19 protein-coding genes are annotated in these 23,369 nt (G+C 73.8%); 11 read left to right on the top strand and 8 right to left on the bottom strand.

Features of this window, described 5'->3' with window-relative positions; genetic code table 11:
* Window positions 1–50: 50 nt before the first annotated feature.
* The 6 genes from PSED_RS08675 to PSED_RS08700 all read left to right on the top strand — a co-directional run bounded on the left by PSED_RS08675 (window position 51) and on the right by PSED_RS08700 (window position 8,590).
* A complete protein-coding gene (locus PSED_RS08675; protein ID WP_013673873.1) occupies window positions 51–2,873 on the top strand; it encodes an ATP-binding protein in 2,823 nt (940 codons plus the stop codon).
* Window positions 2,874–2,883: 10 nt separating this feature from the next.
* The gene (gene nucS, locus PSED_RS08680; RefSeq protein ID WP_013673874.1) at window positions 2,884–3,543 is read left to right on the top strand and encodes an endonuclease NucS; all 660 of its coding nucleotides are present in this window, start codon (window positions 2,884–2,886) and stop codon (window positions 3,541–3,543) included.
* A 157-nt stretch (window positions 3,544–3,700) separates the two neighbouring features.
* Window positions 3,701–4,768 carry an NAD(P)-dependent alcohol dehydrogenase gene (locus PSED_RS08685; RefSeq protein WP_013673875.1) on the top strand — a complete coding sequence of 356 codons (1,068 nt, stop codon included), beginning with the start codon at window positions 3,701–3,703 and terminating at the stop codon, window positions 4,766–4,768.
* 72 nt (window positions 4,769–4,840) lie between these two features.
* Window positions 4,841–6,313: an aldehyde dehydrogenase family protein gene (locus tag PSED_RS08690; RefSeq protein ID WP_013673876.1), complete on the top strand. Its 1,473-nt coding sequence runs from the start codon at window positions 4,841–4,843 to the stop codon at window positions 6,311–6,313.
* A 127-nt stretch (window positions 6,314–6,440) separates the two neighbouring features.
* On the top strand, window positions 6,441–8,225 hold the full coding sequence (locus tag PSED_RS08695) for a 3-hydroxyacyl-CoA dehydrogenase family protein (protein ID WP_013673877.1): 1,785 nt from the start codon (window positions 6,441–6,443) through the stop codon (window positions 8,223–8,225).
* Between the two features lie 47 nt (window positions 8,226–8,272).
* The gene (locus PSED_RS08700; RefSeq protein WP_013673878.1) at window positions 8,273–8,590 is read left to right on the top strand and encodes a hypothetical protein; all 318 of its coding nucleotides are present in this window, start codon (window positions 8,273–8,275) and stop codon (window positions 8,588–8,590) included.
* A 294-nt stretch (window positions 8,591–8,884) separates the two neighbouring features.
* Here PSED_RS08700 and PSED_RS08705 read toward each other — a convergent pair whose 3' ends face one another.
* The 3 genes from PSED_RS08705 to mce form a co-directional block, all read right to left on the bottom strand.
* The gene (locus PSED_RS08705; RefSeq protein WP_013673879.1) at window positions 8,885–9,799 is read right to left on the bottom strand and encodes a DivIVA domain-containing protein; all 915 of its coding nucleotides are present in this window, start codon (window positions 9,797–9,799) and stop codon (window positions 8,885–8,887) included.
* A 403-nt stretch (window positions 9,800–10,202) separates the two neighbouring features.
* Window positions 10,203–11,534 (bottom strand): crotonyl-CoA carboxylase/reductase, encoded by a 1,332-nt coding sequence (gene ccrA, locus PSED_RS08710; protein WP_013673880.1) that lies wholly within the window; start codon window positions 11,532–11,534, stop codon window positions 10,203–10,205.
* A 298-nt stretch (window positions 11,535–11,832) separates the two neighbouring features.
* Window positions 11,833–12,288, bottom strand: a complete 456-nt coding sequence (mce, locus tag PSED_RS08715) for a methylmalonyl-CoA epimerase (protein WP_013673881.1) — start codon at window positions 12,286–12,288, stop codon at window positions 11,833–11,835.
* A gap of 239 nt (window positions 12,289–12,527) precedes the next feature.
* On the opposite strand from mce, the gene PSED_RS08720 reads away from it, so the two are divergent.
* A complete protein-coding gene (locus PSED_RS08720) occupies window positions 12,528–13,718 on the top strand; it encodes an acetyl-CoA C-acetyltransferase (RefSeq protein WP_013673882.1) in 1,191 nt (396 codons plus the stop codon).
* A gap of 49 nt (window positions 13,719–13,767) precedes the next feature.
* Window positions 13,768–14,748 carry a methylmalonyl Co-A mutase-associated GTPase MeaB gene (meaB, locus tag PSED_RS08725; RefSeq protein WP_013673883.1) on the top strand — a complete coding sequence of 327 codons (981 nt, stop codon included), beginning with the start codon at window positions 13,768–13,770 and terminating at the stop codon, window positions 14,746–14,748.
* A 28-nt stretch (window positions 14,749–14,776) separates the two neighbouring features.
* Here meaB and PSED_RS08730 read toward each other — a convergent pair whose 3' ends face one another.
* Window positions 14,777–15,901 carry a helix-turn-helix domain-containing protein gene (locus PSED_RS08730; RefSeq protein WP_013673884.1) on the bottom strand — a complete coding sequence of 375 codons (1,125 nt, stop codon included), beginning with the start codon at window positions 15,899–15,901 and terminating at the stop codon, window positions 14,777–14,779.
* Between the two features lie 302 nt (window positions 15,902–16,203).
* The gene (locus PSED_RS08735) at window positions 16,204–16,707 is read right to left on the bottom strand and encodes a MarR family winged helix-turn-helix transcriptional regulator (RefSeq protein WP_041760758.1); all 504 of its coding nucleotides are present in this window, start codon (window positions 16,705–16,707) and stop codon (window positions 16,204–16,206) included.
* Between the two features lie 155 nt (window positions 16,708–16,862).
* On the opposite strand from PSED_RS08735, the gene PSED_RS08740 reads away from it, so the two are divergent.
* The gene (locus PSED_RS08740; RefSeq protein WP_013673886.1) at window positions 16,863–17,198 is read left to right on the top strand and encodes a thiamine-binding protein; all 336 of its coding nucleotides are present in this window, start codon (window positions 16,863–16,865) and stop codon (window positions 17,196–17,198) included.
* Here PSED_RS08740 and PSED_RS08745 read toward each other — a convergent pair.
* Both PSED_RS08745 and PSED_RS08750 read right to left on the bottom strand, forming a co-directional pair.
* Complete coding sequence (locus PSED_RS08745) at window positions 17,101–18,285, bottom strand: IS30 family transposase (RefSeq protein ID WP_013672281.1); 1,185 nt, start codon at window positions 18,283–18,285, stop codon at window positions 17,101–17,103. The genes PSED_RS08740 and PSED_RS08745 overlap by 98 nt on opposite strands.
* A 325-nt stretch (window positions 18,286–18,610) precedes the next feature.
* Window positions 18,611–18,907, bottom strand: a complete 297-nt coding sequence (locus PSED_RS08750; protein WP_013673887.1) for a hypothetical protein — start codon at window positions 18,905–18,907, stop codon at window positions 18,611–18,613.
* Between the two features lie 298 nt (window positions 18,908–19,205).
* On the opposite strand from PSED_RS08750, the gene PSED_RS08755 reads away from it, so the two are divergent.
* Window positions 19,206–20,210 (top strand): tetratricopeptide repeat protein, encoded by a 1,005-nt coding sequence (locus tag PSED_RS08755; RefSeq protein ID WP_233899360.1) that lies wholly within the window; start codon window positions 19,206–19,208, stop codon window positions 20,208–20,210.
* A gap of 70 nt (window positions 20,211–20,280) precedes the next feature.
* Here the strand turns inward: PSED_RS08755 and PSED_RS08760 are convergent, their stop codons facing one another.
* Window positions 20,281–21,639, bottom strand: a complete 1,359-nt coding sequence (locus PSED_RS08760; protein WP_013673889.1) for a neutral zinc metallopeptidase — start codon at window positions 21,637–21,639, stop codon at window positions 20,281–20,283.
* 195 nt (window positions 21,640–21,834) lie between these two features.
* Between PSED_RS08760 and PSED_RS08765 the strand changes: the two genes are divergently transcribed.
* On the top strand, window positions 21,835–23,154 hold the full coding sequence (locus PSED_RS08765) for a glycosyltransferase family 87 protein (RefSeq protein WP_013673890.1): 1,320 nt from the start codon (window positions 21,835–21,837) through the stop codon (window positions 23,152–23,154).
* Window positions 23,155–23,369: the final 215 nt, after the last annotated feature.

Here is a 23,369-nt window from a genome sequence, read left to right on the forward strand (position 1 = left end):
CCCGGTGCGCTGCCATCGGTGGAAACACCGACTCGCGCTACGGTTCCGCCGTGGCGGGACGGTTCGTCGGCCGGACGGCGGAGCTGGGCGAGCTCGCCCGGCGGTTCGACGCCGCGCTGGCGGGCGAGGCGTCGGTCGTGCTCGTCGCGGGCGAACCGGGCATCGGCAAGACCGGTCTCGTCGCCGAGCTGGGCCGGCTGGCCGGCGCGCACGGGACGCCCGTGCTGTGGGGCCGCTGTACCGACGACGACGGCGCGCCGGCCTACCGGCCGTGGCGGCAGGTGCTGCGGGCCTGGCGGGCCGCCGACCCGGACGGGCCCGCCGCCGCCGATCCCGACGACCTCGCCGCGCTCGCGCCGCTGCTGGGTTCGGCGGGCGGCGATTCGGCCGGGGCCGGGGCGGAGGCGCGGCTCGTGCTGTTCGACGCGGCCGCCCGGGTCCTCACCGCGGCCGCCGCGCGGACCGGGCTCCTCGTCGCCCTCGACGACCTGCAGTGGGCCGATCCCGACTCGCTCGCGCTGCTGGTGCACCTGGCACGGGAGGCGCCGACCGCGCGGCTGCTGGTAGTCGGCACCGCCCGGCCCGCCGAGCTGGCCGCCGACCCGGAACGTGCCGGGCACGTGGCCCGGCTCGCGGCTCGGCCCACGGCCGCCCGGATCGACCTCGGCGGGCTCACCGACGCCGACGTCGGCGGCGCGCTCACCGAGCGGCTGGGCGTCGCGCCGCCGCCCGAGACCGTCGCCGAGGTACGGGTCCGCTCCGGCGGTAACCCGTTCTTCGTCGGCGAGCTGGCCAGGATGCTGGCCGACGGCCGCGCCGGGCCGGTGCCGGCCGCAGTGCGCGACGTGGTCCGACTGCGGCTGGGCCGGTTGCCCGCCGGGTGCCGGGCGCTGCTCGACCTCGCGGCCGTCGCGGGCGGCGAGCTGGACGAGCCGCTGCTCGGCGCCGTCGTCGGCGGGCCCGTCACCGACGCGCTGCGCCCGGCACTCGACGACGGCGTGCTGGTACGCCCGCCCGGCCGGACTGCGCCGCGGTTCGCCCACGACATCGTCCGGGAGGCGCTGCTGGAGGTGCTGGGCGACACCGAACGGGCCCGGCTGCACGCCCGGCTCGCCGAGGTCCTGGAGCCGCGGGCGGACGATCCCGACGTCCTCCCCGAGCTGGCCCGACACGCACTGGCCGCGCTGCCGTCCGGGGACCCCGAGGCGGCGCTGGAACGGGGCCGCGCGGCCGCCGCGCTGGCCGGGGAGCGGCTGGCCTTCGCCGAGTCGGCCCGCCGATGGGCGCGGGTGCTGGAGGCCGGCCGGCCGTTCCTGACCCCGGTGCAGCGCGCCCGGGACCTGATCGAGCTGGCCAGGGCGCAGCTGCGTGCGCACGCCGTGTCCGACGCCGTGGCGTCCTGTGTCGCGGCGGTCGACCTCGCCCGGCACGCAGGCGATGCGGCGACGCTCGCCGAGGCCGCGCTGGTCGTGCAGGGCATCTCCGATGCCGAGGTGCTGACCGCGCAGCGGGACTGGTGCGAGGAAGCACTGGCCGCGCTGGAGCCGGGGGACACGCCGGTGCGGGCCCGGCTGCTCGCGCAGCTCGCGCACACGTTGCTGTTCGTCGGCCGTCCCGACCAGGTCGACGCCTGCAGCACCCGGGCGCTGGAGATCGCGGAGCGGGTCGGCGAGCCCGCGGCGCTGGCGGCGGCGCTGCGGGCCCGCCAGCTCGCCGCGAGCGGCCCCGAGGGCAACGCCGAGCGGCTGCACCTGGGCGATCGGATGCTCGCCGTCGGCGGCTCCGATGCCGTGCTCTGGGGGCACCTGTGGCGCTTCGACGCGCTGCTGCAGGCCGGCCGGATCGCCGACGCCGAGCGCGAGCTCGACGAGCTGGCCCCGGTCGCCGCCCGGTCCGGCCAGCCCCTCGCCCGGCTGCACGTGCTGCGCAGCCGGGCGGCGCTCGCATTCGGCCGGGGTGCGTTCGACGAGGTCCGCGCACTCAACGACGAGGCCGCGGCGCTGGCGGTGCGCGGACGGCACGTCGGCGCCGCGATGACCGCGCAGGCCGTCGAATGGCAGGTCGCGCTGCTGATCGGCCGCGACGGCCTCGACGGGTCGCTGCCGGCCGAGCTCGCCGTCCACCGCGAGTCGCCGGTGTTCGCGGTGATGAGCACGACGATGGCCCGCTGGCATCTGGCCCTCTGCCGGCCCGAGGAGGCCGCCCGCTGGTACCGCGACCTGGCACCGCCCGGGTCGCCACGGATCCCGCGGTTCATGTCGCTGATCGTCGAGGCGTTGCGTGTGCAGATCGCCCTCGAGCTGGGCGACACGGCACCGCTGGAGGCCTGCTACCGCTTCCTCGCGCACTACGCGAACCTGTTCGTCGCGGGCGGTGCCGGGGCCACGGCCACCCACGGCTCCGTGCACCAGTACCTCGGGATCGCGGCGGCCGGGCTCGGCCGCGGTGCCGTCGCGATCCGCCACCTCACCGCGTCGGTCGAGGCCGACGAGGCGCGCGGGCTCGCCCCGTTCGCCGCGACCGCACGGCACCGGCTGGCCGTCGAGCTGCGCCGTCGCGGCCGTCCCGGCGACGCCGAGGCCGCTCGCGCGCACGCCGACCGGGCCGCCGCGACCGCCGCTCGCCTCGGCATGGAACCGTTGCGGCGCAAGCTCACCGAGCTCGACGACGCGCTGCGCGACGGCGGCGTGCTCTCCCCGCGCGAGACCGAGATCGCCGGCCTCGTCGCGGACGGGCTGAGCAACCGCGACATCGCGGCGGCCGTGCACATCTCCGAGCGCACCGTCGAGTCGCACGTCGCGCACATCCTGGCCAAGCTGGGGTTCTCGCGGCGGACCCAGATCGCCGCCTGGGTCGTCGCGCGGTCCCACTAAGGTCTGCCCGGTGCGCCTCGTCATCGCCCGCTGCCAGGTGGACTACGTCGGCCGGCTGACCGCCCACCTGCCGATGGCGCCGCGGCTGCTGCTGGTCAAGGCAGACGGGTCGGTCTCGGTCCACGCCGACGACCGCGCCTACAAGCCGCTCAACTGGATGAGTCCGCCGTGCTGGCTCGAGGAGCAGCCGGGTGTGTGGACCGTCCGCAACAAGGCCGACGAGTCGCTCGTCATCACGATCGACGAGGTCCTGCACGACTCGAAGCACGAGCTCGGTGTCGACCCCGGCCTGGTCAAGGACGGGGTCGAGGCGCACCTGCAGGAGCTGCTCGCGGCGCACCCGGAGGTGTTCGGTGAGGGCCACACGCTGGTGCGCCGCGAGTACATGACGGCCATCGGGCCCGTCGACCTGCTGCTGCGCGACCCGGCCGGGGCGAGCGTCGCCGTCGAGGTCAAGCGGCGCGGTGAGATCGACGGCGTCGAGCAGCTGACGCGCTACCTCGAACTGATGAACCGCGACCCGCTGCTGGCGCCCGTCGCCGGGGTGTTCGCCGCGCAGCAGATCAAGCCGCAGGCCCGCACGCTGGCAGAGGACCGCGGGATCCGCTGCGTCGTCGTCGACTACGACGCGCTGCGCGGCGTCGAGTCCGACGATCTCCGCCTGTTCTGAGCCCTGTGAGTGACCGTCGCGGACGTCGTGCGCGTCGGTCCCACGGGTTTTCTCGGCCCCCGGGAATCGCTCGCCGGAGCGTCGCCCTCACGCGCCGTCTGCACGATGGTGGTGTGGCGACGCCCACAGCGGGGTGGGCGGGACGAGGGAGCTACTCATGACCGAGACCATGCGCGCGTTCGTGATCAAGCAGGTCGGCGAGACCGCCGTCGTCGAGAAGCCGATCCCGGAACCCGGGCCCGAGGAGGCGATCGTCCGGACCACCGCCGCGCTGATCTGCACCTCCGACGTCCACACCGTGAAGGGCGCGCTGCCGGTCGAACCGGGCCGCACCCTCGGCCACGAGTCCGTCGGTGTCGTCCACTCCCTCGGCTCGGCCGTCACCGGGTTCACCGAGGGCCAGCGGGTCGCGGTCAACGCCGTCACGCCCTGCTACCGCTGCTCGTACTGCCAGCGCGGCTTCACCAGCCAGTGCGGCGGTGCGCTCGGCGGCTACAAGTACACGACGCAGATGGACGGCAACATGGCCGAGTACTTCGTCGTGCCGGCGGCGCAGGCCAACCTGACCCCGATCCCGGACCGGCTGTCCGACGACTGGGCGGTCTACAGCTGCGACATGCTCTCCACCGGGTTCATGGGCGCCGAGCACGCGCGGCTGAACTTCGGCGAGACGGTCGCGGTGTTCGCGCAGGGACCCGTCGGGCTCTGCGCCACGATGGGCGCCAACCTCATGGGCGCGGGCCGGATCATCGCGGTCGAGTCGCGGCCCGAACGGCAGGCGCTCGCGAAGCGCTTCGGTGCCGACGACATCGTCGACTTCACCCAGGGTGACCCGGTCGAGCAGATCATGGACATGACCGACGGCGAGGGCGTCGACGCCGCGATCGAGGCGTTCGGCTTCCCGCAGACGTTCGAGGCGTGCCTGCGGGTGACCAAGGCCGGCGGCCGGGTGTCGAACATCGGCTACCACGGCGAGAACCCCGCCCCGCTGCAGCTGCCCCTCGACGCCTTCGGGCTCGGCATGAACGACAAGGCCATCCACACAGGTCTGTGCCCGGGTGGCAACGAGCGGATGGGCCGGCTCTTCCAGCTGATGATGTCCGGCCGCATCGACCCGACGCCGATGACCACCCACACCTTCGCCTTCGACGACATCTCCCGCGCCTTCGAGATGATGACGTCGAAGGAGGACGGGATCATCAAGCCGCTCATCACCTTCGGCTGACGGCTCCCGTCCGCGGCCGCGCGGGTCGTCGTCGGCCCGCGCGGCCGGCGGCGATCCGGTTACCCTTGGGTAATGACCGCCACCGACGCCGCGCCGCGGACCTTCGAGTCGCTGGACCCGCGCACCGGCGACGTCGTGGGCACCCATCCCGTGCACGACGCCGCGGCCGTGCAGGCCGCCGTCGACAAGGCGGCGGTCGCGGCGGACTGGTGGCGCGGGCTCGGGTTCGACGGGCGCCTCCCCCGGCTCGCGGCCTGGCGCTCGCTGCTGGCCAACCGGATCGACGACCTCGCGGGCGTGATCGTCACCGAGACCGGCAAGCCGCTCGACGACGCCCGGCTGGAGCTCGTGCTCGCCGTCGACCACCTCGACTGGGCCGCCCGCAACGCCAAGCGTGTGCTCGGACGTCGTTCCGTGCGGGCCGGGCTGCTCGGCGCCAACCAGGCCGCGTCGGTCTCCTACCCGCCGCTCGGCGTCGTCGGCGTGATCGGACCGTGGAACTACCCGGTGTTCACCCCGATGGGCTCGATCGCCTACGCGCTCGCCGCCGGGAACACCGTCGTCTTCAAGCCGAGCGAGCTGACCCCCGGTGTCGGGCGCGCCCTGGCCGACACGCTGGCCGAAGCGGTGCCCGACGCGCCGTTGCTGCAGGTCGTGACGGGTTACGGCGAGACGGGTGCCGCGCTGTGCCGGGCGCGGGGCGTCGGCAAGATCGCGTTCACGGGCTCGACGGCCACCGGCAAGCGCGTCATGGCCGCCTGCGCGGAGAACCTCGTGCCCGTGCTGATCGAGTGCGGCGGCAAGGACGCGATGATCGTCGACTCCGACGCCGATCTGGCCGCGGCCGCCGACGCCGCCGTCTGGGGCGGGATGTCCAACGCGGGGCAGACGTGCGTGGGCGTCGAGCGCGTGTACGTGCTCGGGACGGTCGCCGACGCCTTCGCCGCGGAGGTGACCAAGCGTGCCCTGGCGCTGCGGGCGGGCGAGTCCTTCGGGCCGATGACCATGCCCGCGCAGGCCGACGTGGTCGCCCGGCACGTCGCCGACGCACTCGCCGCGGGCGGGACCGCGCTGGTCGGGGGCCCCGACCCGGTGCACGACGGACTCGTCGATCCGGTCGTCATCGCCGACGTGCCCGAGGACAGCGTCGCGGTGACCGAGGAGACGTTCGGGCCGGTGCTCGTCGTCAACCGCGTGCAGGACGTCGACGACGCGGTGCGCCGCGCCAACGCCACCGGCTACGGGCTCGGCGCCTCGGTGTTCTCCGGGGCGCGCGGCGAGGAGATCGCCGGCCGGCTGCGCTGCGGCATGGTCGCGGTCAACGGGGTCATCTCGTTCGCGGGCATCCCCGCGCTGCCCTTCGGGGGCGTCGGCGACTCGGGGTTCGGCCGCATCCACGGCGACGACGGCCTGCGCGAGTTCACCCGGCCGCAGGCCGTGGCCCGCCAGCGGTTCGCGCTGCCCGTTCCGCTGACCAGCTTCCGACGCCCCGCGTCGGCGATGAAGGGCCTGGTCAGGATGACGCGGCTGCGGATGGGGCGCTGACCCCGGCACCCGTGCGCGACCCTCCCGGCCGGGTGTTCCTGGCGACATGCGTGGTATCCCGAGCAGCCGGGATGGGAGGATCGGCGCCGGACAGCCATGTCCCTCGTCGATGTGGGAGGTTGCAGGCGTGACACGGGAGTTCCGGACGGTCGGGGTCGTCGGGCTGGGCACGATGGGCGCCGGCATCGTGGAGGTGTTCGCCCGCAACGGCCTGCAGGTCATCGCGGCAGAGATCAACGACGAGGCCGTCGCCCGCGGGCGCAGCCATCTCGAGACCTCGACGACGCGCGCGATCGAGCGTGGCAAGCTCAGCCGCGAGGACGCCGACGAGCTGCTCGGCCGCATCACGACGACGACGGCCCTCGCCGATCTCGCGGACTGCGACCTCGTCGTCGAGGCGGTGCCCGAGCACCTCGACCTCAAGGCGGGCGTCCTCGCCGAGCTCGACAAGGTGATGCGCCCGGAGGCGATCCTGGCGTCCAACACGTCGTCGCTGTCGGTCACCGAGCTCGCCGTGCGGACCAGCCGGCCCGGCAAGGTCGTGGGGATGCACTTCTTCAACCCCGCCCCGGTGCAGAAACTCGTCGAGCTGGTGCGCACTGTCGTCACCGAGCCCGACGTGATCGAGGACGCCCGGGCGTTCGCCGCGACGCTGGACAAGGTGCCGGTCGTCATCGGCGACCGCGCGGGGTTCATCGCGAACGCCTTGCTCTTCGGCTACCTCAACCACGCCGCCCGCATGTACGAGGCGCGCTACGCGACGCGTGAGGGTCTGGACGCCGCGATGCGCTACGGCTGCGGCTACCCGATGGGCCCCCTCGCGCTGCTCGACCTCATCGGCCTCGACACGGCCTACGAGATCCTCGACACGATGTACCACGAGTCGCGGAACCTGATGCACGCTCCCGCGCCGGTGCTCAAGCAGATGATCACCGCCGGCCTCCTGGGCCGCAAGAGCGGCCGCGGCTTCTACACCTACGCCAAGCCGCACAGCTCCAAGGTCGTCCCCGACGCCGACACCCCCGCCGGCACCGTCCCCGCCGACGCGAACCTGCGCGAGATCGCCCGGGTCGGCGTCGTCGGCACCGGGACGATGGCCACCGGCATCGTCGAGGTGTTCGCGAAGGCCGGGTACGACGTCGTCGTCCGCGGGCGCAGCGACTCCAAGGCCGAGGCGGCCGTCGCCACCGTGCGCAAGTCGCTGGACAAGGCCGTGGTGCGCGGCAAGATCGGCGAGGCCGAGCGCGACGCCGCGCTGGCCCGCATCACCCCCACGACGCGGCTGGAGGACATGGCCGACGTCGACCTCGTCGTCGAGGCGATCGCCGAGGAGCTCGACGTCAAGCGGGCCGTCTTCGGCGCGCTCGACGAGATCTGCAAGCCCGGCGTGATCCTCGCGACGACGACCTCCTCGCTGCCGGTCGTCGAGTGCGCCGCCGCGACCACGCGGCCCGGCGACGTCGTCGGCCTCCACTTCTTCAACCCCGCACCGGTGATGAAGCTCGTCGAGGTGGTCTCCACGATCACCACCTCGCCCGACGTCACCGCCACTGCGCTCGCGCTCTGCGAGAAGCTCGACAAGGTCCCCGTCTCCTGCGGCGACCGCGCCGGGTTCATCGTCAACGCGCTGCTGTTCCCGTACCTCAACGACGCCGTCAAGATGCTCGAGGCGCACTACGCGACGGCCGACGACATCGACGCGGCGATGAAGACGGGCTGCGCGCTGCCGATGGGGCCGTTCGAGCTGCTCGACGTCGTCGGGCTCGACGTGTCGCTCGCCATCGAGAAGTCGCTGTTCCAGGAGTTCCGGCAGAGCGGGTTCGCGCCCGCGCCGCTGCTGGAGCACCTCGTGACGGCCGGGCGCCTGGGCCGCAAGACCGGTCACGGGTTCCGCGACTACGCGCGGCGCTGAGCACCCGTCACGGCCGGCGGCCGGGGGCGCGCCCGTAACCTGGGGGCGTGCCGCGCGCGAACCGACCCCGCCGGGCCGCGTCGACGGCCTCCTCGAAGTGGGCCGTCCCGCACCGGCCCCTGGGGTCGGCGCTGCTCAGCCGGACGGAGACGGGTACCGACGGGGACTGGCACGTCCGGCACATCCCCGGTGGGGCCTCGGTCAAGGAGTACCGCTGCCCCGGTTGCGACCAGACCCTGCCGCCCGGGACGCCGCACGTCGTCACCTGGCCGGCGGGGGAGTACGGCTCGGTGGGGGAGCGTCGGCACTGGCACCTGCCGTGCTGGAACGCTCGTGACCGGCGCCGCCCGGGCCGCCGCCGCTGAGCTCGGTGCGCTGGTGCGCCGCCGTCGAGTTCGGCGTGTTGCCGGGTCGCCGGGTGTCGAGTTCGGCGTGTTGTTCTCGGGCCGCCGCAGCTGAGTTCTGCGTGTTGTCGGGCCGCCGTTGAGTCCGGTGGCCTGGCGCCGTCGAGGTCGGTGTGCGGGTGGGTCGTGGCGGCGTAGGTCGGCGTGTGGTCGGGCCGTGGCCGCGGATGTCGGCATGCTGTCGGGGCCGCGGCGTCGAGCTCGGCGTGCCGTCGGGCCGGCCGGGCTGCCGTCCGCCGGCCCCGGGGGAACTGGTCAGAGCAGGGGGCCGGCGGGGCGGGAGAGGGTGGCCTGCTCGTCCTCCAGCGGACCGATCATGGCGAGCAGTTGGTCGATCCGGCCGCGGGCACCGCTGAGCTGTTCGGCGATCCGGCCACGCAGCCCGACCAGCTCGACGAGGTGCGCCTCGGCGTCGGCGACGATCCCCTTGGCGCGGCGCTGGGCGTCGGCGATGGTCGTCGCCGCCTGCTCCTGGGACTCAGCCCGGCGCTGCGCGATCTCCTGCTGCGCGGCCGTGCGCTCGGCCGTCAATGCGGCGAGGGCCTCGGCCCGACGCTGGTTCATGGCGATCCGGAAGTCCTCCTCGACGAGGTTGCGCCGGGCTTCCGACTCCGCGAACAGCGTCTCCCGCTCCTGCCGGGCCTGCTCGTCGGCGGCCCGCAGCTCCGCCTCCGCCGTGGCGATCCGGCGGGCGAGGTCGTCCTCGACCGCGGCCCGGTGCGCCTCCGCCGCCGCATGCGCGGCGCGTGCCTGCTCCAGGATGTGATCGGCCTCGGCGCGGGCGTCGGCGAGCAGGCGCCCGGCGTCGCGCTCCATGTCGGCACGGCTCTGGGCGATCTCGGCCTCGGCGCGCGCCCGCATCTCGGCGACCTCGTCCTGCGCCAGCCGCAGCATGGACCGCAGGCGCTCGCTCATGCCCTGGACGTCCTGCGGGGGACCGGAGAGCTTGCGCACCTGCAGGCGCAGCGCCTCGTTCTCCGAGCGCACGACGTCGAGCTCGCGGGTGATCTCGTGGATGCCGGAGGCTGCCGCATCGCGGTCGGCGACGAGCATGCGCAGGTCCGCCTCGACCCGCTGCAGGTGCGCGTCGACCTCGGCCTGGTCGTATCCGCGACGGGCGATGCGGAAACCGGCGGTGGTGGTTCGGGGAGAGTCCGTGGCACCGACCATGGGCGTCACCGTACCGGGCGACAGCCCTTCGAGGTGGTCCTCGCGCCGAGCGCCCCGAACCGAGCCGTCGGCCGCTGTTCCGGGCCCCGTACCCGGTTGGTGGTGTGTCGGGTTCCGCCGGGCCGAGCGGCTGGGGGAGCCACGGCGTCATCCGCGCGCAGCGGTGTCCGGCAGGCCGACCTCGCCCGTGCCCATCAGCGCGGCGACGCCGACGGCCGGCGGTCGCCGGCGGGGCGGTAGCCGGGTCGTCGGCGGGGCCGTTGGTTCGGGCTGCCGGGCTGGTTGCCGGCGGGGTCGGGCTGCCGGGCTGGTTGCCGGCGGGGTCGGGCCGTCCGACCGGCTGCGGTGCCCCGGGCCGCCGGGCCGATCGGTGGCCCGCTACCGCTGAGCCGCCGCCCGCGTGTCAGATGCCGCGGAAGCGGTTGATCGCGTCGATGTGCTGGGCGCGCTTCTCGTGGTTCACGACACCCAGGCCCTCCTCGGGCGCGAGGCACAGCACCCCGACCTTGCCCTGGTGCAGGTTGTGATGGACGTCGAGCGCGGCCTGCCCGGTCTCGGCGAGCGGGTACACGCGCGAGACCGTCGGGTGCACGAGGCCCTTCGCGACCAGCCGGTTCGCCTCCCACGCCTCGCGGTAGTTCGCGAAGTGCGAGCCGACGATGCGCTTGAGGTTCATCCACAGGTAGCGGTTGTCGTACTGGTGCTCATAGCCCGACGTCGAGGCGCACGTGACGATCGTCCCGCCCTTGCGTGCGACGTAGACACTGGCGCCGAAGGTCTCGCGGCCGGGGTGCTCGAACACGATGTCGGGGTCGTCGCCGCCGGTGAGCTCACGGATCTTCTTCCCGAAGCGACGCCACTCCTTCTGGTCCTGGGAGTGCTCGTCCTTCCAGAAGCGGTAGCCCTCGGCGTTGCGGTCGATGACCAGCTCCGCGCCCATACGCCGGCAGATCTCCGCCTTCTCCGGTGAGGAGACCACGCACACCGGGGTGGCGCCGCCGTTGAGCGCGAACTGCGTCGCGTAGGAGCCGAGGCCACCCGAGGCGCCCCAGATCAGGACGGTGTCGCCCTGCTTCATGTCCGCGCCGTTGCGCGAGACGAGCTGCCGGTAGGCCGTGGAGTTGACCAGGCCGGGGCTCGCCGCCTCCTCCCAGCTCAGATGGTCGGGCATCGGCATGAGCTGGTTGGACTTCACGAGCGCCAGGTCGGCGAGGCCGCCGAAGTTGGTCTCGAAACCCCAGATGCGCTGCTCGGGGTCCATCATCGTGTCGCTGTGGCCGTCGGGGCTCTCCAGCTCGACCGACAGACAGTGCGCGACGACGCGGTCGCCGGGCTTCCAGGCGTTCACCCCCGGGCCCGTGCGCACGACGACGCCGGCGAGGTCGGAGCCGACGACGTGGTAGGGCAGGTCGTGCCGGGCGGCCAGCGGCGAGGTGCGCCCGTAGCGCTCGAGGAAGCCGAAGGTCGGAACCGGTTCGAAGATCGAGGTCCAGACCGTGTTGTAGTTGATCGCGCTGGCCATGACGGCGACGAGTGCCTCCCCCGGACCGAGCTCCGGGGTCGCGACGTTCTCGACGTGCAGGCTCTTGCGAGGGTCCTTGTCGCGGGTGGCGATGCCCTCGAACATCGTCTGCTCGTCCTTGTGGACGGTCACGGCGCGGTAGTGGTCCGGCACCGGCAGCGCGCCCACGGCGTCGTACTGCTCGGCGAGAACCGCCTCGAGAATCTGCTCCACGGCCTGCCTCCGCTGGCTGAGTCGTGTCCGTCGGACGGCATGCGTCCGCCGCTTGATATCCCGAAGCTACTGTTAACTATGCCAATCGACAACCGGGCCGGGCAGAGACGGCCCCCAGAGGTGGTCCACGCCACGTCGACCGTTGCGCAGGCCTACCCGAGACCGCTGTGCAGCGCGCCCCGCGACGGCGGAGGTCGTCGCGGGGCGGTGTGGCCGGCCGGGGAGGCTCACGGGGCCGCGTGAATGTGCGTGCCGGCGTCGACGGTCCCGGCGTCAACCGGTCGGCCGCCGGCCAGGCTCAGTGGTGCGCGTCCGCCGCGGGCTCGACGAGCTCGACGAGGACGCCGCCCGCGTCCTTGGGATGCACGAAGTTCACGCGGGATCCCGCGGTCCCGTTGCGGGGCTCGTCGTAGAGCAGGCGAAGCCCCTTCGCGCGCAGCGCGGCGCCTGCCGCGTCGATGTCGGACACCCGGTAGGCCAACTGCTGGATGCCGGGACCGTTGCGGTCGATGAACTTCGCGATCGTCGACGTCTCGTCGAGCGGCGCCAGGAGCTGGACCTGCGCACCGGAATCGCCCGGAGCCGCGAGCATCGCCTCGCGGACGCCCTGCTCCTCGTTCGTCTCGACGTGGACGGCCTCCAGGCCCAGCGTGTCGCGGTACCAGGCGATCGCTTCGTCGAGGTCCGCGACGGCGATACCGACGTGGTCGACCGCGGTCACCAGGGCGCCCAGACCGGCGTTGTCTGCTGTCATGACCTGGGAATGTAACCGCCGCACCCGCGTGTCGGGGGTCTCATCGGATCCTCCTGTTCGTCAGGTACGGACTCGGTGCGACGCAGGTATTGTCGAGCGGAGTCTCTGTCGCCGGGCTGCTGGTCGCGCCCCGGTCCGGTCGCCGGGGGCGGGGGTCGTCCGCGCCGGGCGGCGCGCAAGTGGCCGGTCGCTCGGCCGTCGTCCCCCGGGAAACTTCGCCGCTGTCGCTGGAGGTCTTCGTGTCCGGATCCGTGATCGTCGCCGGTGCCCGCACCCCGATGGGGCGCATGCTCGGTTCGCTCAAGGGCTTCTCTGGCGCCCAACTGGGCGGCATCGCGATCAAGGCCGCCCTGGAGCGTGCCGGGGTCGCCCCGGACGCCGTCGACTACGTGATCATGGGCCAGGTCTTGACCGCGGGTGCCGGGCAGATCCCGGCGCGCCAGGCCGCGGCCGCCGCAGGCATTCCGATGGATGTCCCGGCGCTGACGATCAACAAGGTCTGCCTCTCCGGGATCGATGCCATCGCACTCGCCGACCAGCTCATCCGGGCCGGGGAGTTCGACGTGGTCGTCGCCGGCGGCCAGGAGTCGATGACCCAGGCGCCGCACCTGCTCCCCAAGTCGCGCGAGGGCTTCCGCTTCGGCGACGTCACCATGCAGGACCACATGTCGCTCGACGGTCTGTTCTGCGCGTTCGACCAGGTCGCCATGGGCGCGTCGACCGAGAAGTACAACGCGCGCTACGAGCTCTCCCGCGCCGACCAGGACGAGTTCGCCGCGCGGTCGCACCAGCGCGCGGCCAAGGCGACCATGGACGGGATCTTCGCCGAGGAGATCACGCCCGTCCAGATCCCGCAGCGCAAGGGTGACCCCGTCTCGTTCACCACGGACGAGGGCATTCGCGCCGAGACGACGGTCGAGAGCCTCGGAAAGCTGCGCCCCGCGTTCTCCTCCGACGGGACGATCACGGCGGGTTCGTCGTCGCAGATCTCCGACGGTGCCGCCGCCGTCGTGGTGATGAGCAAGGCCAAGGCCGAGGAGCTGGGCCTGGCCTGGCTCGCCGAGATCGGCGCGCACGGTGTCGTCGCCGGCCCCGACGCCAGCCTCCACGAGCAGCCCGCGAACGCCATTGCGAAGGCCTGCGACAAGGACGGCATCGAGCCGACGGACCTCGACCTCATCGAGATCAACGAGGCGTTCGCGGCGGTGGGCGTCGTCTCGACCCGCAAGCTCGGCGTGTCCGAGGACATCGTCAACGTCAACGGCGGAGCGATCGCGCTGGGCCACCCGATCGGCATGTCGGGCGCTCGCATCGCACTCCACCTGGCGCTGGAGCTGCGCCGCCGTGGAGGCGGTGTGGGTGCCGCGGCGCTGTGCGGTGGCGGCGGCCAGGGCGACGCCCTGATCCTGCGCGTTCCGGCGGCCTCCTGACCGTCCGGACCGCTCCGGCCCGCCGGCGGCCGCGTTCACGGCAAGCCCCATGAGTCCACGACACGACCCCGCGGACCTCGTCACGCGCGCACGGCGCGGCGAGGCGCGGGCCGTCGCCCTGCTGATCTCGATGGTCGAGAACGACGGGCCACAGCTGCGTGAGGTCGTCGAGGCGCTGACCCCGTACACCGGGCGGGCGCAGATCGTCGGGCTGACGGGCGCCCCCGGCGTCGGCAAGTCCACATCGACGTCGGCGCTCGTCGCGGCGCTGCGGGCCAAGGACCGCCGCGTCGGCGTGCTCGCCGTCGATCCGTCGTCGCCCTTCTCCGGCGGTGCGCTGCTCGGCGACCGCGTCCGCATGAGCGAGCACGCCACGGACGACGGCGTGTTCATCCGGTCGATGGCCACCCGCGGGAAGCTCGGCGGTCTCGCCTGGTCGACCCCGCAGGCGCTGCGGGTGCTGGACGCCGCGGGTTGCGACGTGGTGCTCATCGAGACCGTCGGCGTCGGCCAGTCCGAGATCGAGGTCGTCTCGCTGGCGGACACGACCGTCGTCCTGCTCGCACCCGGGATGGGCGACGGCATCCAGGCCGCTAAGGCGGGGATCCTCGAGATCGCCGACGTCCTCGTGGTGAACAAGGCCGATCGTGACGGCGCCGCCCAGACGGTCCGCGACCTGCGGTACATGGCCTCGCTCGCGGCGCGGGACGGTGGCTCCGGCGAGGAGGCCTGGACCCGGCCCATCGTGCGGACGGTCGCCGCGCGGGGCGAGGGCGTCGACGAACTGCTCGACGCCATCGACGCCCACGCCGAATGGCTGGAACGCAGCGGCGAGGGTGCTCGCCGCCGCAGGCGTCGGGCGGAGGCCGAGATCCAGGCCGTCGCCCTCCGGACGATCCAGGACCGGATCGGCGACCTCGGCGGATCGGAGATGCTGCCGCGACTGGCCGAGCAGGTCGGGCGGGGTGAGCTCGACCCGTACGCGGCGGCCGACCGGCTCATCGAGGCGCTGGGCTCGCAGCCCGGCTGACGACGGCTGCTCGACCTCGGTGCGCCGGTCATCGGGTGTCCTGCGTGAGCAGCCGTCCGACCCGGTGCGACCCGATCCCGTCGGCCAGTGCCCGGGCCCGCCGGGCCTGCTCCGCGGCCTCGTCGCGGGCCCCCCTGGCGAGCAGGGCGAGCGCGAGCTGCGCACGTAGCCGTGCCCGGTCGCGCGCGGGCAGGTCGGGATCCTCGACCGTCTCGCGCAAGCCGTCCAGGGCCCGGTCGTCGTGCGCGGCCAGGGTCGCGTCGCGGATCCTCGCAACGGGTGGCCAGACGACGTCGGTGACGGCGCCGCGGTGGGCGCCCGCCGCGTCGGCGGCCGCGTCGAACAGCGTCGCTGCGCCGGCCGAATCCCCGGTCGCGGCTCGCAGCTGCGCTCGCGCGATCCGGACCCAGGCCGCTCCCGGACCGCCGGCGGGGCCGTCGCGCAGGACCGCTTCGGCCTCCTGCGGAAGGCCCGCGGCGAGCAACGCCGCCGACTGGCCCGCGAGGGCCTGACCCGCCGAGACGTCGTCGCCCGCGAGGCGGGCCGCGTCGTGGGCCGTGCGGTGCCGGCGGTGGGCGACGTCGAGTGCGTCCTGGTCGAAGGCCTGCCAGCCGCCCAGCAGGGCGACCTCGCACAGCAGACCGGTGACCACCCGCCGTCGGGCGGGGTCACACGTGTGGGCGACCGTGTCGGCGAGGTGCTCGAGCTGTGCCGCGACGACGGCGCCCGCCCCGGCGGCCCCCAGCGTCCCGTCCAGGCCGGTGTGTGCGACGATCTGCGCCCGCAGCGCCTCGACCGCGTCGTCGTCCACGGCAGCCGCGCGGGCGACCGCGGAGCGCAGCCGCGCCGCTCCCGAGCCTTCCTCCTCGTGCCCGGCCTGCGTCGCCGCGAGGTCCGGCCGTTCGAACAGCTCGGCGAGCAGGGCGAGCGACGAGGCGTCCGGCGCCACGCGGCCGTTCTCCCAGCGCGAGAGCTGCGTCCGCAGGCTGGCGGGCGACCCCGCGACCCGGCCCTGCCGGGCGGCGACCGCTCCCAGCTCGCGCGCCGCGTCCGACAGCGACCAGCTGCGGGCGAGCCGCTCCGACCGCAGCGTGCCGGCGATCCGTTCGACGTCCACGACGCCGATCTTGTCGGTGCCCGGGGCTAGTGTCAACAGCGTTGAGTCGACAGGTGTTCACGAGCCTGTTCGGTCGTGGTCGCAGTGCTGGTGGGGGCGAGGAGTTGCCGTGGATGTGACGACGTGTTCGTTGTGTGTTGTCGCCGGATCGGTCGGGGGCGGTGTCGCGGGCTACGGCGCGGGTCGGGCCCACGCCGCTCGGCGCAGACGGGGGAGGCGCCGCACGATGCGCGCGTGGCCCGGCCTCGGTCCCGGGCACACCCGACCGCACGATGTGCAGGCCCGGCGGTCGGACGGGACCAGGCGGGGGCGGCGATGAGGAGCGCGGTCGGGGCTCGTCAGTCGAAGTCGCCGACGGCCCGGCGGACCTGGCCGAGCAGGCGGGTGAGCTGGGCGCTCTCGTCGGCGTCGAGGCCACGGAGGCCGAAGTCGTCGTCGGTGACCGCCTTCGTGGCGTCGGCCAGGCGGTTCAGGCCGTCCTCGGTGATCTCGACGAGAGTCGCGCGGCGGTCTGTCGGGTGCGGGACCCGGCGTACGAGGCCGTCGGCCTGCAGCCGGTCGACGATGTTGGTGACGCTCGTGGGGTGCAGCTGCAGGCGCTCACCCATGACGCGCATCGGCAGGCTCCGCCGCCTGGCGAAGGACAGCAGCACGAGCGCCTCGTACCGGGCGAAGGTCAGACCGTGGGGACGCAGCGCGGCGTCGACCGCCGAGAGGAGGATCTGTTGGACCCGCATGACGCTGGTCACCGCCGCCATCGTCCCCGACGGACCGATGCGCTGCTCCCACAGTTCCGCCGCGCGCTCGATCGGGTCGAACGGCAGGCGATCGCGCGCCACCATGACGGATGACGCTAGCAGTGTGATCCCCGCGAGGGCGTCGATCACGCGTGCCGGGGCGTCGACCAGGTGGGCGGACGAGCGCCGTGGGCGTCTCGTGGGTGTGAGGCGCGGCCGCAGCGCTCGCCCGCGCCGGGCCCCTGCGGCAAGCTGCGGCCATGCTCGTCGCATTCAGTGTGGCCCCGGCCGGTGGTGGATCGGACAGCGTCGCGGACGTGGTGGCGGAGGCGGTGCGGGTGGTCCGGGAGTCCGGCCTCCCGCACGAGACCACCTCGATGTTCACGACGATCGAGGCAGAGACCTGGGACGAGGCCATGGACGTGGTGAAGCGCGCCGTCGAGGCGGTGCAGGCGCGGTCGTCGCGGGTGAGCCTCGTGCTGAAGGGGCGGGTTCCAGTCAACGTCGCAACGATGGCTCGGACGAAGAGGCTAGCAACGCAGCGAACAGCTCGGCGGGAGCGCGGTCGGCGAGAACCATTCGAGGGCGGGTGTTGAGCTCGTTCTCGACGGCCTTGAGGTGCCGCGGGCTGTGGATGCTCAGGTCGGTCCGCTTAGGGAAGTACTGACGCAGCAGCCCGTTGGTGTTCTCGTTCGATCCCCGCTGCCAGGGCGCGTGGGCGTCGCAGAAGTAGACGGGGACCGCGAGGGTGGCGGTGATGTCGGTGTGTCTCGCCATCTCGGTGCCCTGGTCCCAGGTGATCGAGCGCAGCAGCGACGGTGGCAGGTCGCCCATCCTCATCGCGAGGACGCGGTGCAGCGTGTGTGCGTCACGCTGAGGAAGGTGTAGCAGCCGGACCAGGCGAGTCGTGCGCTCGACCAGGGTGCCGATCGCCGAACCGTGGTCCTTGCCCACGATCAGGTCGCCCTCCCAGTGCCCGGCCTCGGACCGGTCCTCGGGTCGGAACGGGCGCTGGTGGATGGTCAGCATCGGCTGCGCGAAGCGGGGCCTGCGCCGCTCGACCTTCTGGTGCGCTCGGCGATGATCGCGCCCGGTCCGCAGCGGCGATCGATGCACCGACGGCACCCTTGAGGGCCGGACGAGAGAGGACCCGGGCTCATAGATCGCCTGGTAGATGCTTTCGTGACACAGACGCATGCCCGGGAGTTCCGGGAAGCGGGCCCGCAGGTGACGGGAGATCTGCTGAGGGCTCCACCGCTGTGCGAGTAGCTCTCCAACGAGGGCTCGCAGCTCGTGGTTGGTGTCCAGACGGCGTCGGTGCTGGCGGGCTCGGCGGGCCACGGCCCGGCGGTGGGCGTCGAACGGGCGGTAGCCGCCGTCGTTGCGTGCGTTGCGGCGCAGCTCGCGGGAGATGGTCGAGGGTGAGCGTCCGAGGTGGGCGGCTATGCGTCGGATGCTCCAGCCCATCCGGCGCAGGTCGGCGATCTGGAAACGCTCGTCCTGGGATAAGTAGCGCGAGCTGATCTCGCGCACGGCGAGGCGATCCAGTGGCGCCACGAACCCGACCACCCGCCCGTCGCGGTAGGTCTTGTAGCCGCGGGCCCAGTTCGCCCCGGACGTGCGGGACGTGCCGACCTCCCGTGCCGCGGCCTGGATGCTCCAGCCGCGGGCGCGCAGCTCCATGAAGCGCTGGCGCTTGGCCGACTGAGGCCGCCGTCCGGGCCCCTTCTTGACACGACGCGTCGAAGACAACACAACCCCTAAACGATCATGGGAGTGTTGCGACGCTCCGTAGAAACCACCAGGCCGATATCCGTCCCGGCTATTCCGGCCAGCTGACGGCGAAGGTCGACCGGATCGAGCAGGCGCTCGGCGGAGCGGCCGGCGGCGGGACCTGACGCGCCGGGGCACGGCGCGCTCCCGGCCACGGTCGCATCCCGGACCGGTGCACCCGGCCCGGGAGTGTCCGCAGCCGGTCTCGGTGCTGCCGGTCTCGGTGCTGCCGGCGTCAGTGCATGGAGATGCGCAGGGTGAAGAAGAACGTCGCCACGAGGATGGCGGCCACGCCGAGCGCGAGAGCGATCTTCGCGTTCTTCGCGTGCTCGGGCTTGCGGATGGTCGCGATGCCGAGGCCGATCGTGATGACGCCCAGCACGTAGCCCGCGAGCGAGATCGGGCTCGCGACGAAGGCGATGATGCCGACGACCAGGACGAGCTTCCCGCGGCCCGCAGCGGTCCGCTCCTGCTGCGCGGTCCGCTTCCGGGCCTCGCTGAGCAGACGGTCGGCGACGTTGCTCTCGCTCATGCTGATCCTCCGGTCGGTGTCGGCCACGGGTGGCGGCGCCGGCTGACGACGACGCGGCGTCGCGACGTCGTCACTGTCGGCACTCCCCGTCTGCTCAACGAGCGTCGCGGCGCAGTGTTGCTCCGTCGGCCGGTGCGCGAGCCGTGCGCTGGCCGACGTGCCGGCCGGTCGGGTGGTGCCGAGGCGGTGTGGTGGACGGGCCGCGGGCCCGCGGATGAGGTCGCGCCGGGCCGGCGGTGGCGGCCGCGCAGGTCGGGAGCCGGGGCGGGCGCCCCCGCGTCGGTATGGACGTGCCAGGATGAAAGGCGTGTCACGTCCCGATCCCCGTCAGGTGGCCCAGTCGGCGGCGATGTCGTCGGCGATGGCCGGCGCCGTCGATCTGTCCGTTCTGAAGGCACGCTCCGAAGCGGCCGCCCGGGCCCAGGCCTCGGCTGCCTCCACGGGTGCCGACACCCAGGGGGGCGCCGGTGGTGGTGGCGCCTGGGTCGTCGACGTCACGGAGCAGACGTTCCAGACCGAGGTGCTCGACCGGTCCACGCAGGTGCCGGTCGTCGTCGATCTGTGGGCCTCGTGGTGTCAGCCCTGCAAGCAGCTCTCGCCGGTTCTCGAGCGGCTCGCGGCGAAGGGCAAGGGAGCCTGGATCCTCGCGAAGGTCGACGTCGACGCGAACCCGCGGATCGCGCAGGCCTTCGGTGTCCAGTCGATTCCCATGGTCATCGCCCTCGCGGGCGGCCAGCCGATCGACGGCTTCAACGGCGCCTTGCCCGAGCCGCAGGTCAGCCAGTGGATCACGGCGCTGCTCGAGGCTCTCCGGCCGCAGATGCCCGGCATCCGCCAGGCGGAGGAGCGGGCCGGGCAGGAGGGCGACGGCGAGGTCGTCGAGGAGGAGCCCGAGGACCCGCGGTTCACGGCCGCGGAGGAGGCACTCGAGGCGGGCGACTACCCGGCCGCCGAGGCCGCCTACCTCGCGATCCTCAACGTCGAGCCCGCCAACGAGCAGGCAGCTGCGGCGCTGGCCCAGGTGCGCTTCCTGGCCCGCGCCGAGGCGGCCGACCCGTCCTCGATCGAGCGGGCCGACGCGGCGCCCGACGACGTCGACGCGCAGCTGGCCGCGGCGGACGCAGAGGTCGCGGCCGACCGGGTCGAGGCGGCGTTCGACCGGCTGGTGAAGACGGCCGGGCGCTCCTTCGGTGAGGACCGCGACCGGGTGCGTGAGCACCTGGTCGGGCTCTTCGAGCTGTACCCGGCCGACGACGCACGGGTCTCCGCGGCACGTCGCGCACTGGCCCGCGTCCTGTTCTGACGGTCGAACGCCCCCGGAATTCGGTGCCGGGGGCGGGGTCGGGCCCGGCCGTCGCCGCCCGGGCGTGGCGTCAGAGCCCACAGGTTGCCGGGCCGCCAGTGAACCCCTGGCGGAAGCGGGCGACGCGGTCGAACCCGTGGTCCGCGGGATCGACCGTGCCGGCACCGTCGGTCTCGGCCCAGTCCTGGTCGAGGAGGATGCCGACGGCCTCGTCGAGGTCGCCGGGGGAGAGACCGAACCCGCCGGTCGGGTCGACCAGCCGGGCGGTGTAGGCGCCGGTCAGGCACAGCGCGGATCGTCCCGCGTCGAATCCCGTCGTCGACAGGCCCGCGCCGGCCCGCGCCGCGAGCGCGTACCGGGAGGCGAGCAACGTCGCGCCGGCGAAGTCGCCCGACGTGTCCTCCAGATCGGCGAGCCGGCTCAGGTCGGTGACGATCGCGCCGTCGGCGCAGAACGTCACGGGACCCTGGTCGCCCCCACCACCCGGGCAGGGCGGGGCCGACCGCGGCTCCGGCGCGCGCCAGCCCTGCACCCCGCGGGCCGCCACGAGCTGCTCGTACCAGCCGCGCGCGTCGCCGGAGACCGCCGCGACGAGACGGTTCAGCGGGAGGTTGCCACCGCGGGCCCGGTCGGCGGCCGATCCGAAGCGCCGCTGGGTGAACTGGCGGTTCTCGACGGTCATCCGCGCACACAGCGACGGCCCGCCGGAGTACCCGTCCTCGACGGCGGAGATCCGGTCGAAGGAGTTGCCGTGCGCGCTGGTGTCCGCGGCCAGGGTGCCGAGCGGGTCGCGGAAGGTCATCAACGCACGCAGGGCCGCGTCGCGCTCGACGGTGCCCAGTGGCAGCGCGGAGCCGCCGGCGGCGGTCGCGTCCACGAAGTGCCGGATCGCAGCTCCCGCAAAGCAGTCGGCCATGGCCTCGAGCAGGATCGTCGGGTGACCGGCGGGGTCGGACCGCTGGAGCGCGTCGACACCGAGGCGGGTCTCGACGGCGTGCCCGAACTCGTGCGCGAGCACGACGACGACCCCGGCCGGCCCGAACCTGTCCCGCAGGCCGGGCACGAGGACGTCGTCGTCCCAGACGATCGCGTCGGCGCCTGGGCAATAGAAGGCGTTTCCCCGCAGGTCGGAGGCCTTGGCCACGCAGGGGGGCGGTGGCGCGTCCGCGGCGTCGACGTGGACGGGGGCGATGGTCCGCACGTCCTGCCACGACGTGCCGAACGCCCGTGGGAACTCCTGGCGCCAGTAGTCCTGCAGGGCGTCGACCGTCAGGCGGGTCACGTCGTCGGCACCGAGGCCCGGGAGCGCGGGATCGACCGACGTGGCGGGTGCGGGCGACGGCGTCGACACCGCAGCCGTGGTGGGCGGCGCGGGACCGACGCACGAGCCCGCTGCCAGCAGCAGCGCCAGCCCCGCGACGACCTGCACGCCTCGGCGCGCGCCTCGCCGCGCGCCCTCCGCGGGGGTCCGGCGGCGAGGGGCACGGACGGCTGCTCCCCAGCGCTCGATCCGCGCGGGTGCCCCCCACCGTGCCCGGTCCACCCGTTCATTGTGATCGTCGACGAGGCGTCGTGGGGGAGTGGTGCGCGAGGTCGTCCCGGTGCCCCGCTACCGTCGGGAGTCGTGTCGGACGTCAGCTCCCGCCGCACCCCGGCGGCGTCGCCCCTTCGCGGCCGGATCCCCCTGGGCCGTGCGGTGGCGGCCGTCCTCGTGCTCGTGGCGCTGGGCACCGCGATCGCGCTGACCGTCATCCATCCCGACGTGCTGCTGCGGCTCGTCCCGTCACCGGACATGCGCGAGCTGCACCCGGACTTCGACACGTTCTGGCATTCCGCCGTCGCGCTGTTGCAGGGCAGCGACATCTACCACACCCCGGCGAAGCTCACGAACCTCAACCCGCCGGTGTTGTCGGTGCTGCTCGCGCCGTTCGCGCTGCTCGAGGCGCTGACCGCGTACCGGCTGTGGGCGCTGCTGACGTTGCTGATGATCGTCGCGGCGGTGCTCGCCGTGGCTCGCGAGCTGCGGCTGGGAAAGGGCTGGACCGCGGTCGCGGTCGTCGCGCTGCTGCTGTCCTCGCCGCTGCACGGAACCCTGGTGCTGGGGCAGATCTACGGGCTGCTGCTGGTCGCGCTCGTGGCGGGCTGGATCGCCGAGCGCCGTGGACACCCGCTGCTCGCGGGCGTGCTGTACGGCGTGGCGGTCGCGTTCAAGCCCTCGCTGGCGCCGATCCTGCTGTTGCCCTTCGTGCAGCGACGCTGGCGGCCGGGCGTCGCCGGGATCGTCGGTGCGGGCGTCGCGACGCTGATCGGGGTCGTGCCGGCGGGCTGGTCGAGCGGCCTGGAGTGGCTGCGGATCGGCCTGACCGCCCCCGTGCCCGACGTCGTCGACAACGCCGCGCTGCCCGGGGTCGCGGTGCGGATGGGCGTGCCGTCCGAGGTCGGCACCCTCGCCGGGGTCCTGGTACTGGTCCTCACGCTCGTCGTGCTCGCGCGCCGGGCCGGGCGCGGCGCCGCGGATCCGGCGGGCACGGCGCCCTGGGCGGTGGTCGCCGCGGGTCTGCTGACCGCGCCGATCGCCTGGCACAACTACCTGCTGCTGCTGTGGCCGGGCCTGCTCGTCCTGATCGCGCTCGGCCGTGAGCGGGCGTGGACGCGGCCGGTGTCGGCGGTGCTCCTCGCGTTCCCGATCATCCCGGTCTCCTGGGGCGCGCTGTGGGCCGACGACGACCCGTGGTCCCCGCTCGGCCGCTCCCTCTATTGCGCGATCCTGCTGAGCTACTGGGTGGCGCTGCTCGCCGGGTCGTCGGCGTCCCCGGCCCGGCGCGCGCACACATCCCTGCCTCCCGGGGGCGCGGCGAACCCCGCAGCAGTGGTACCGCCGCCGGACGCCGTCGCACCGGCGCCCGATCCCGCCGAGCGGTCCTCCGCCTCGCCGACGAGCTGATCCGCCCCTGGCTCGATTCCCGTCGGAGCCGAGCTCCTGCGGTCCGGCCGCCGGGCACCCCGCCCGCGTACGCGACAGTCCGCGCCGGCTGCCGGGGGTCCGCGTGCGAGTGCGGGTGCCCGGGGCGCACGGTTGTGCAGCCGGTGCGCGGCCCTCGTGCGGTCGGCCGGGGGCCGGCGCGGCGCGCCCACCGGCCACATGGCGCTGTCGGGTCG

It is taken from the genome of Pseudonocardia benzenivorans CB1190 (genome assembly GCF_000196675.2).
GTDB classification, from domain to species: Bacteria; Actinomycetota; Actinomycetes; order Mycobacteriales; family Pseudonocardiaceae; genus Pseudonocardia; species Pseudonocardia benzenivorans.

Coding starts and splice junctions, on each gene's coding strand:
- PSED_RS08740 (WP_013673886.1), top strand. CDS start 16,863: ATGCTCGTCGCATTCAGTGTGGCCCCGGCCGGTGGTGGATCGGACAGC.
- meaB (WP_013673883.1), top strand. CDS start 13,768: ATGAGTCCACGACACGACCCCGCGGACCTCGTCACGCGCGCACGGCGC.
- PSED_RS08755 (WP_233899360.1), top strand. CDS start 19,206: ATGAAAGGCGTGTCACGTCCCGATCCCCGTCAGGTGGCCCAGTCGGCG.
- PSED_RS08735 (WP_041760758.1), bottom strand. CDS start 16,707: ATGGTGGCGCGCGATCGCCTGCCGTTCGACCCGATCGAGCGCGCGGCG.
- PSED_RS08690 (WP_013673876.1), top strand. CDS start 4,841: ATGACCGCCACCGACGCCGCGCCGCGGACCTTCGAGTCGCTGGACCCG.
- PSED_RS08745 (WP_013672281.1), bottom strand. CDS start 18,285: ATGGAGCTGCGCGCCCGCGGCTGGAGCATCCAGGCCGCGGCACGGGAG.
- PSED_RS08750 (WP_013673887.1), bottom strand. CDS start 18,907: ATGAGCGAGAGCAACGTCGCCGACCGTCTGCTCAGCGAGGCCCGGAAG.
- PSED_RS08705 (WP_013673879.1), bottom strand. CDS start 9,799: ATGGTCGGTGCCACGGACTCTCCCCGAACCACCACCGCCGGTTTCCGC.
- PSED_RS08685 (WP_013673875.1), top strand. CDS start 3,701: ATGACCGAGACCATGCGCGCGTTCGTGATCAAGCAGGTCGGCGAGACC.
- mce (WP_013673881.1), bottom strand. CDS start 12,288: ATGACAGCAGACAACGCCGGTCTGGGCGCCCTGGTGACCGCGGTCGAC.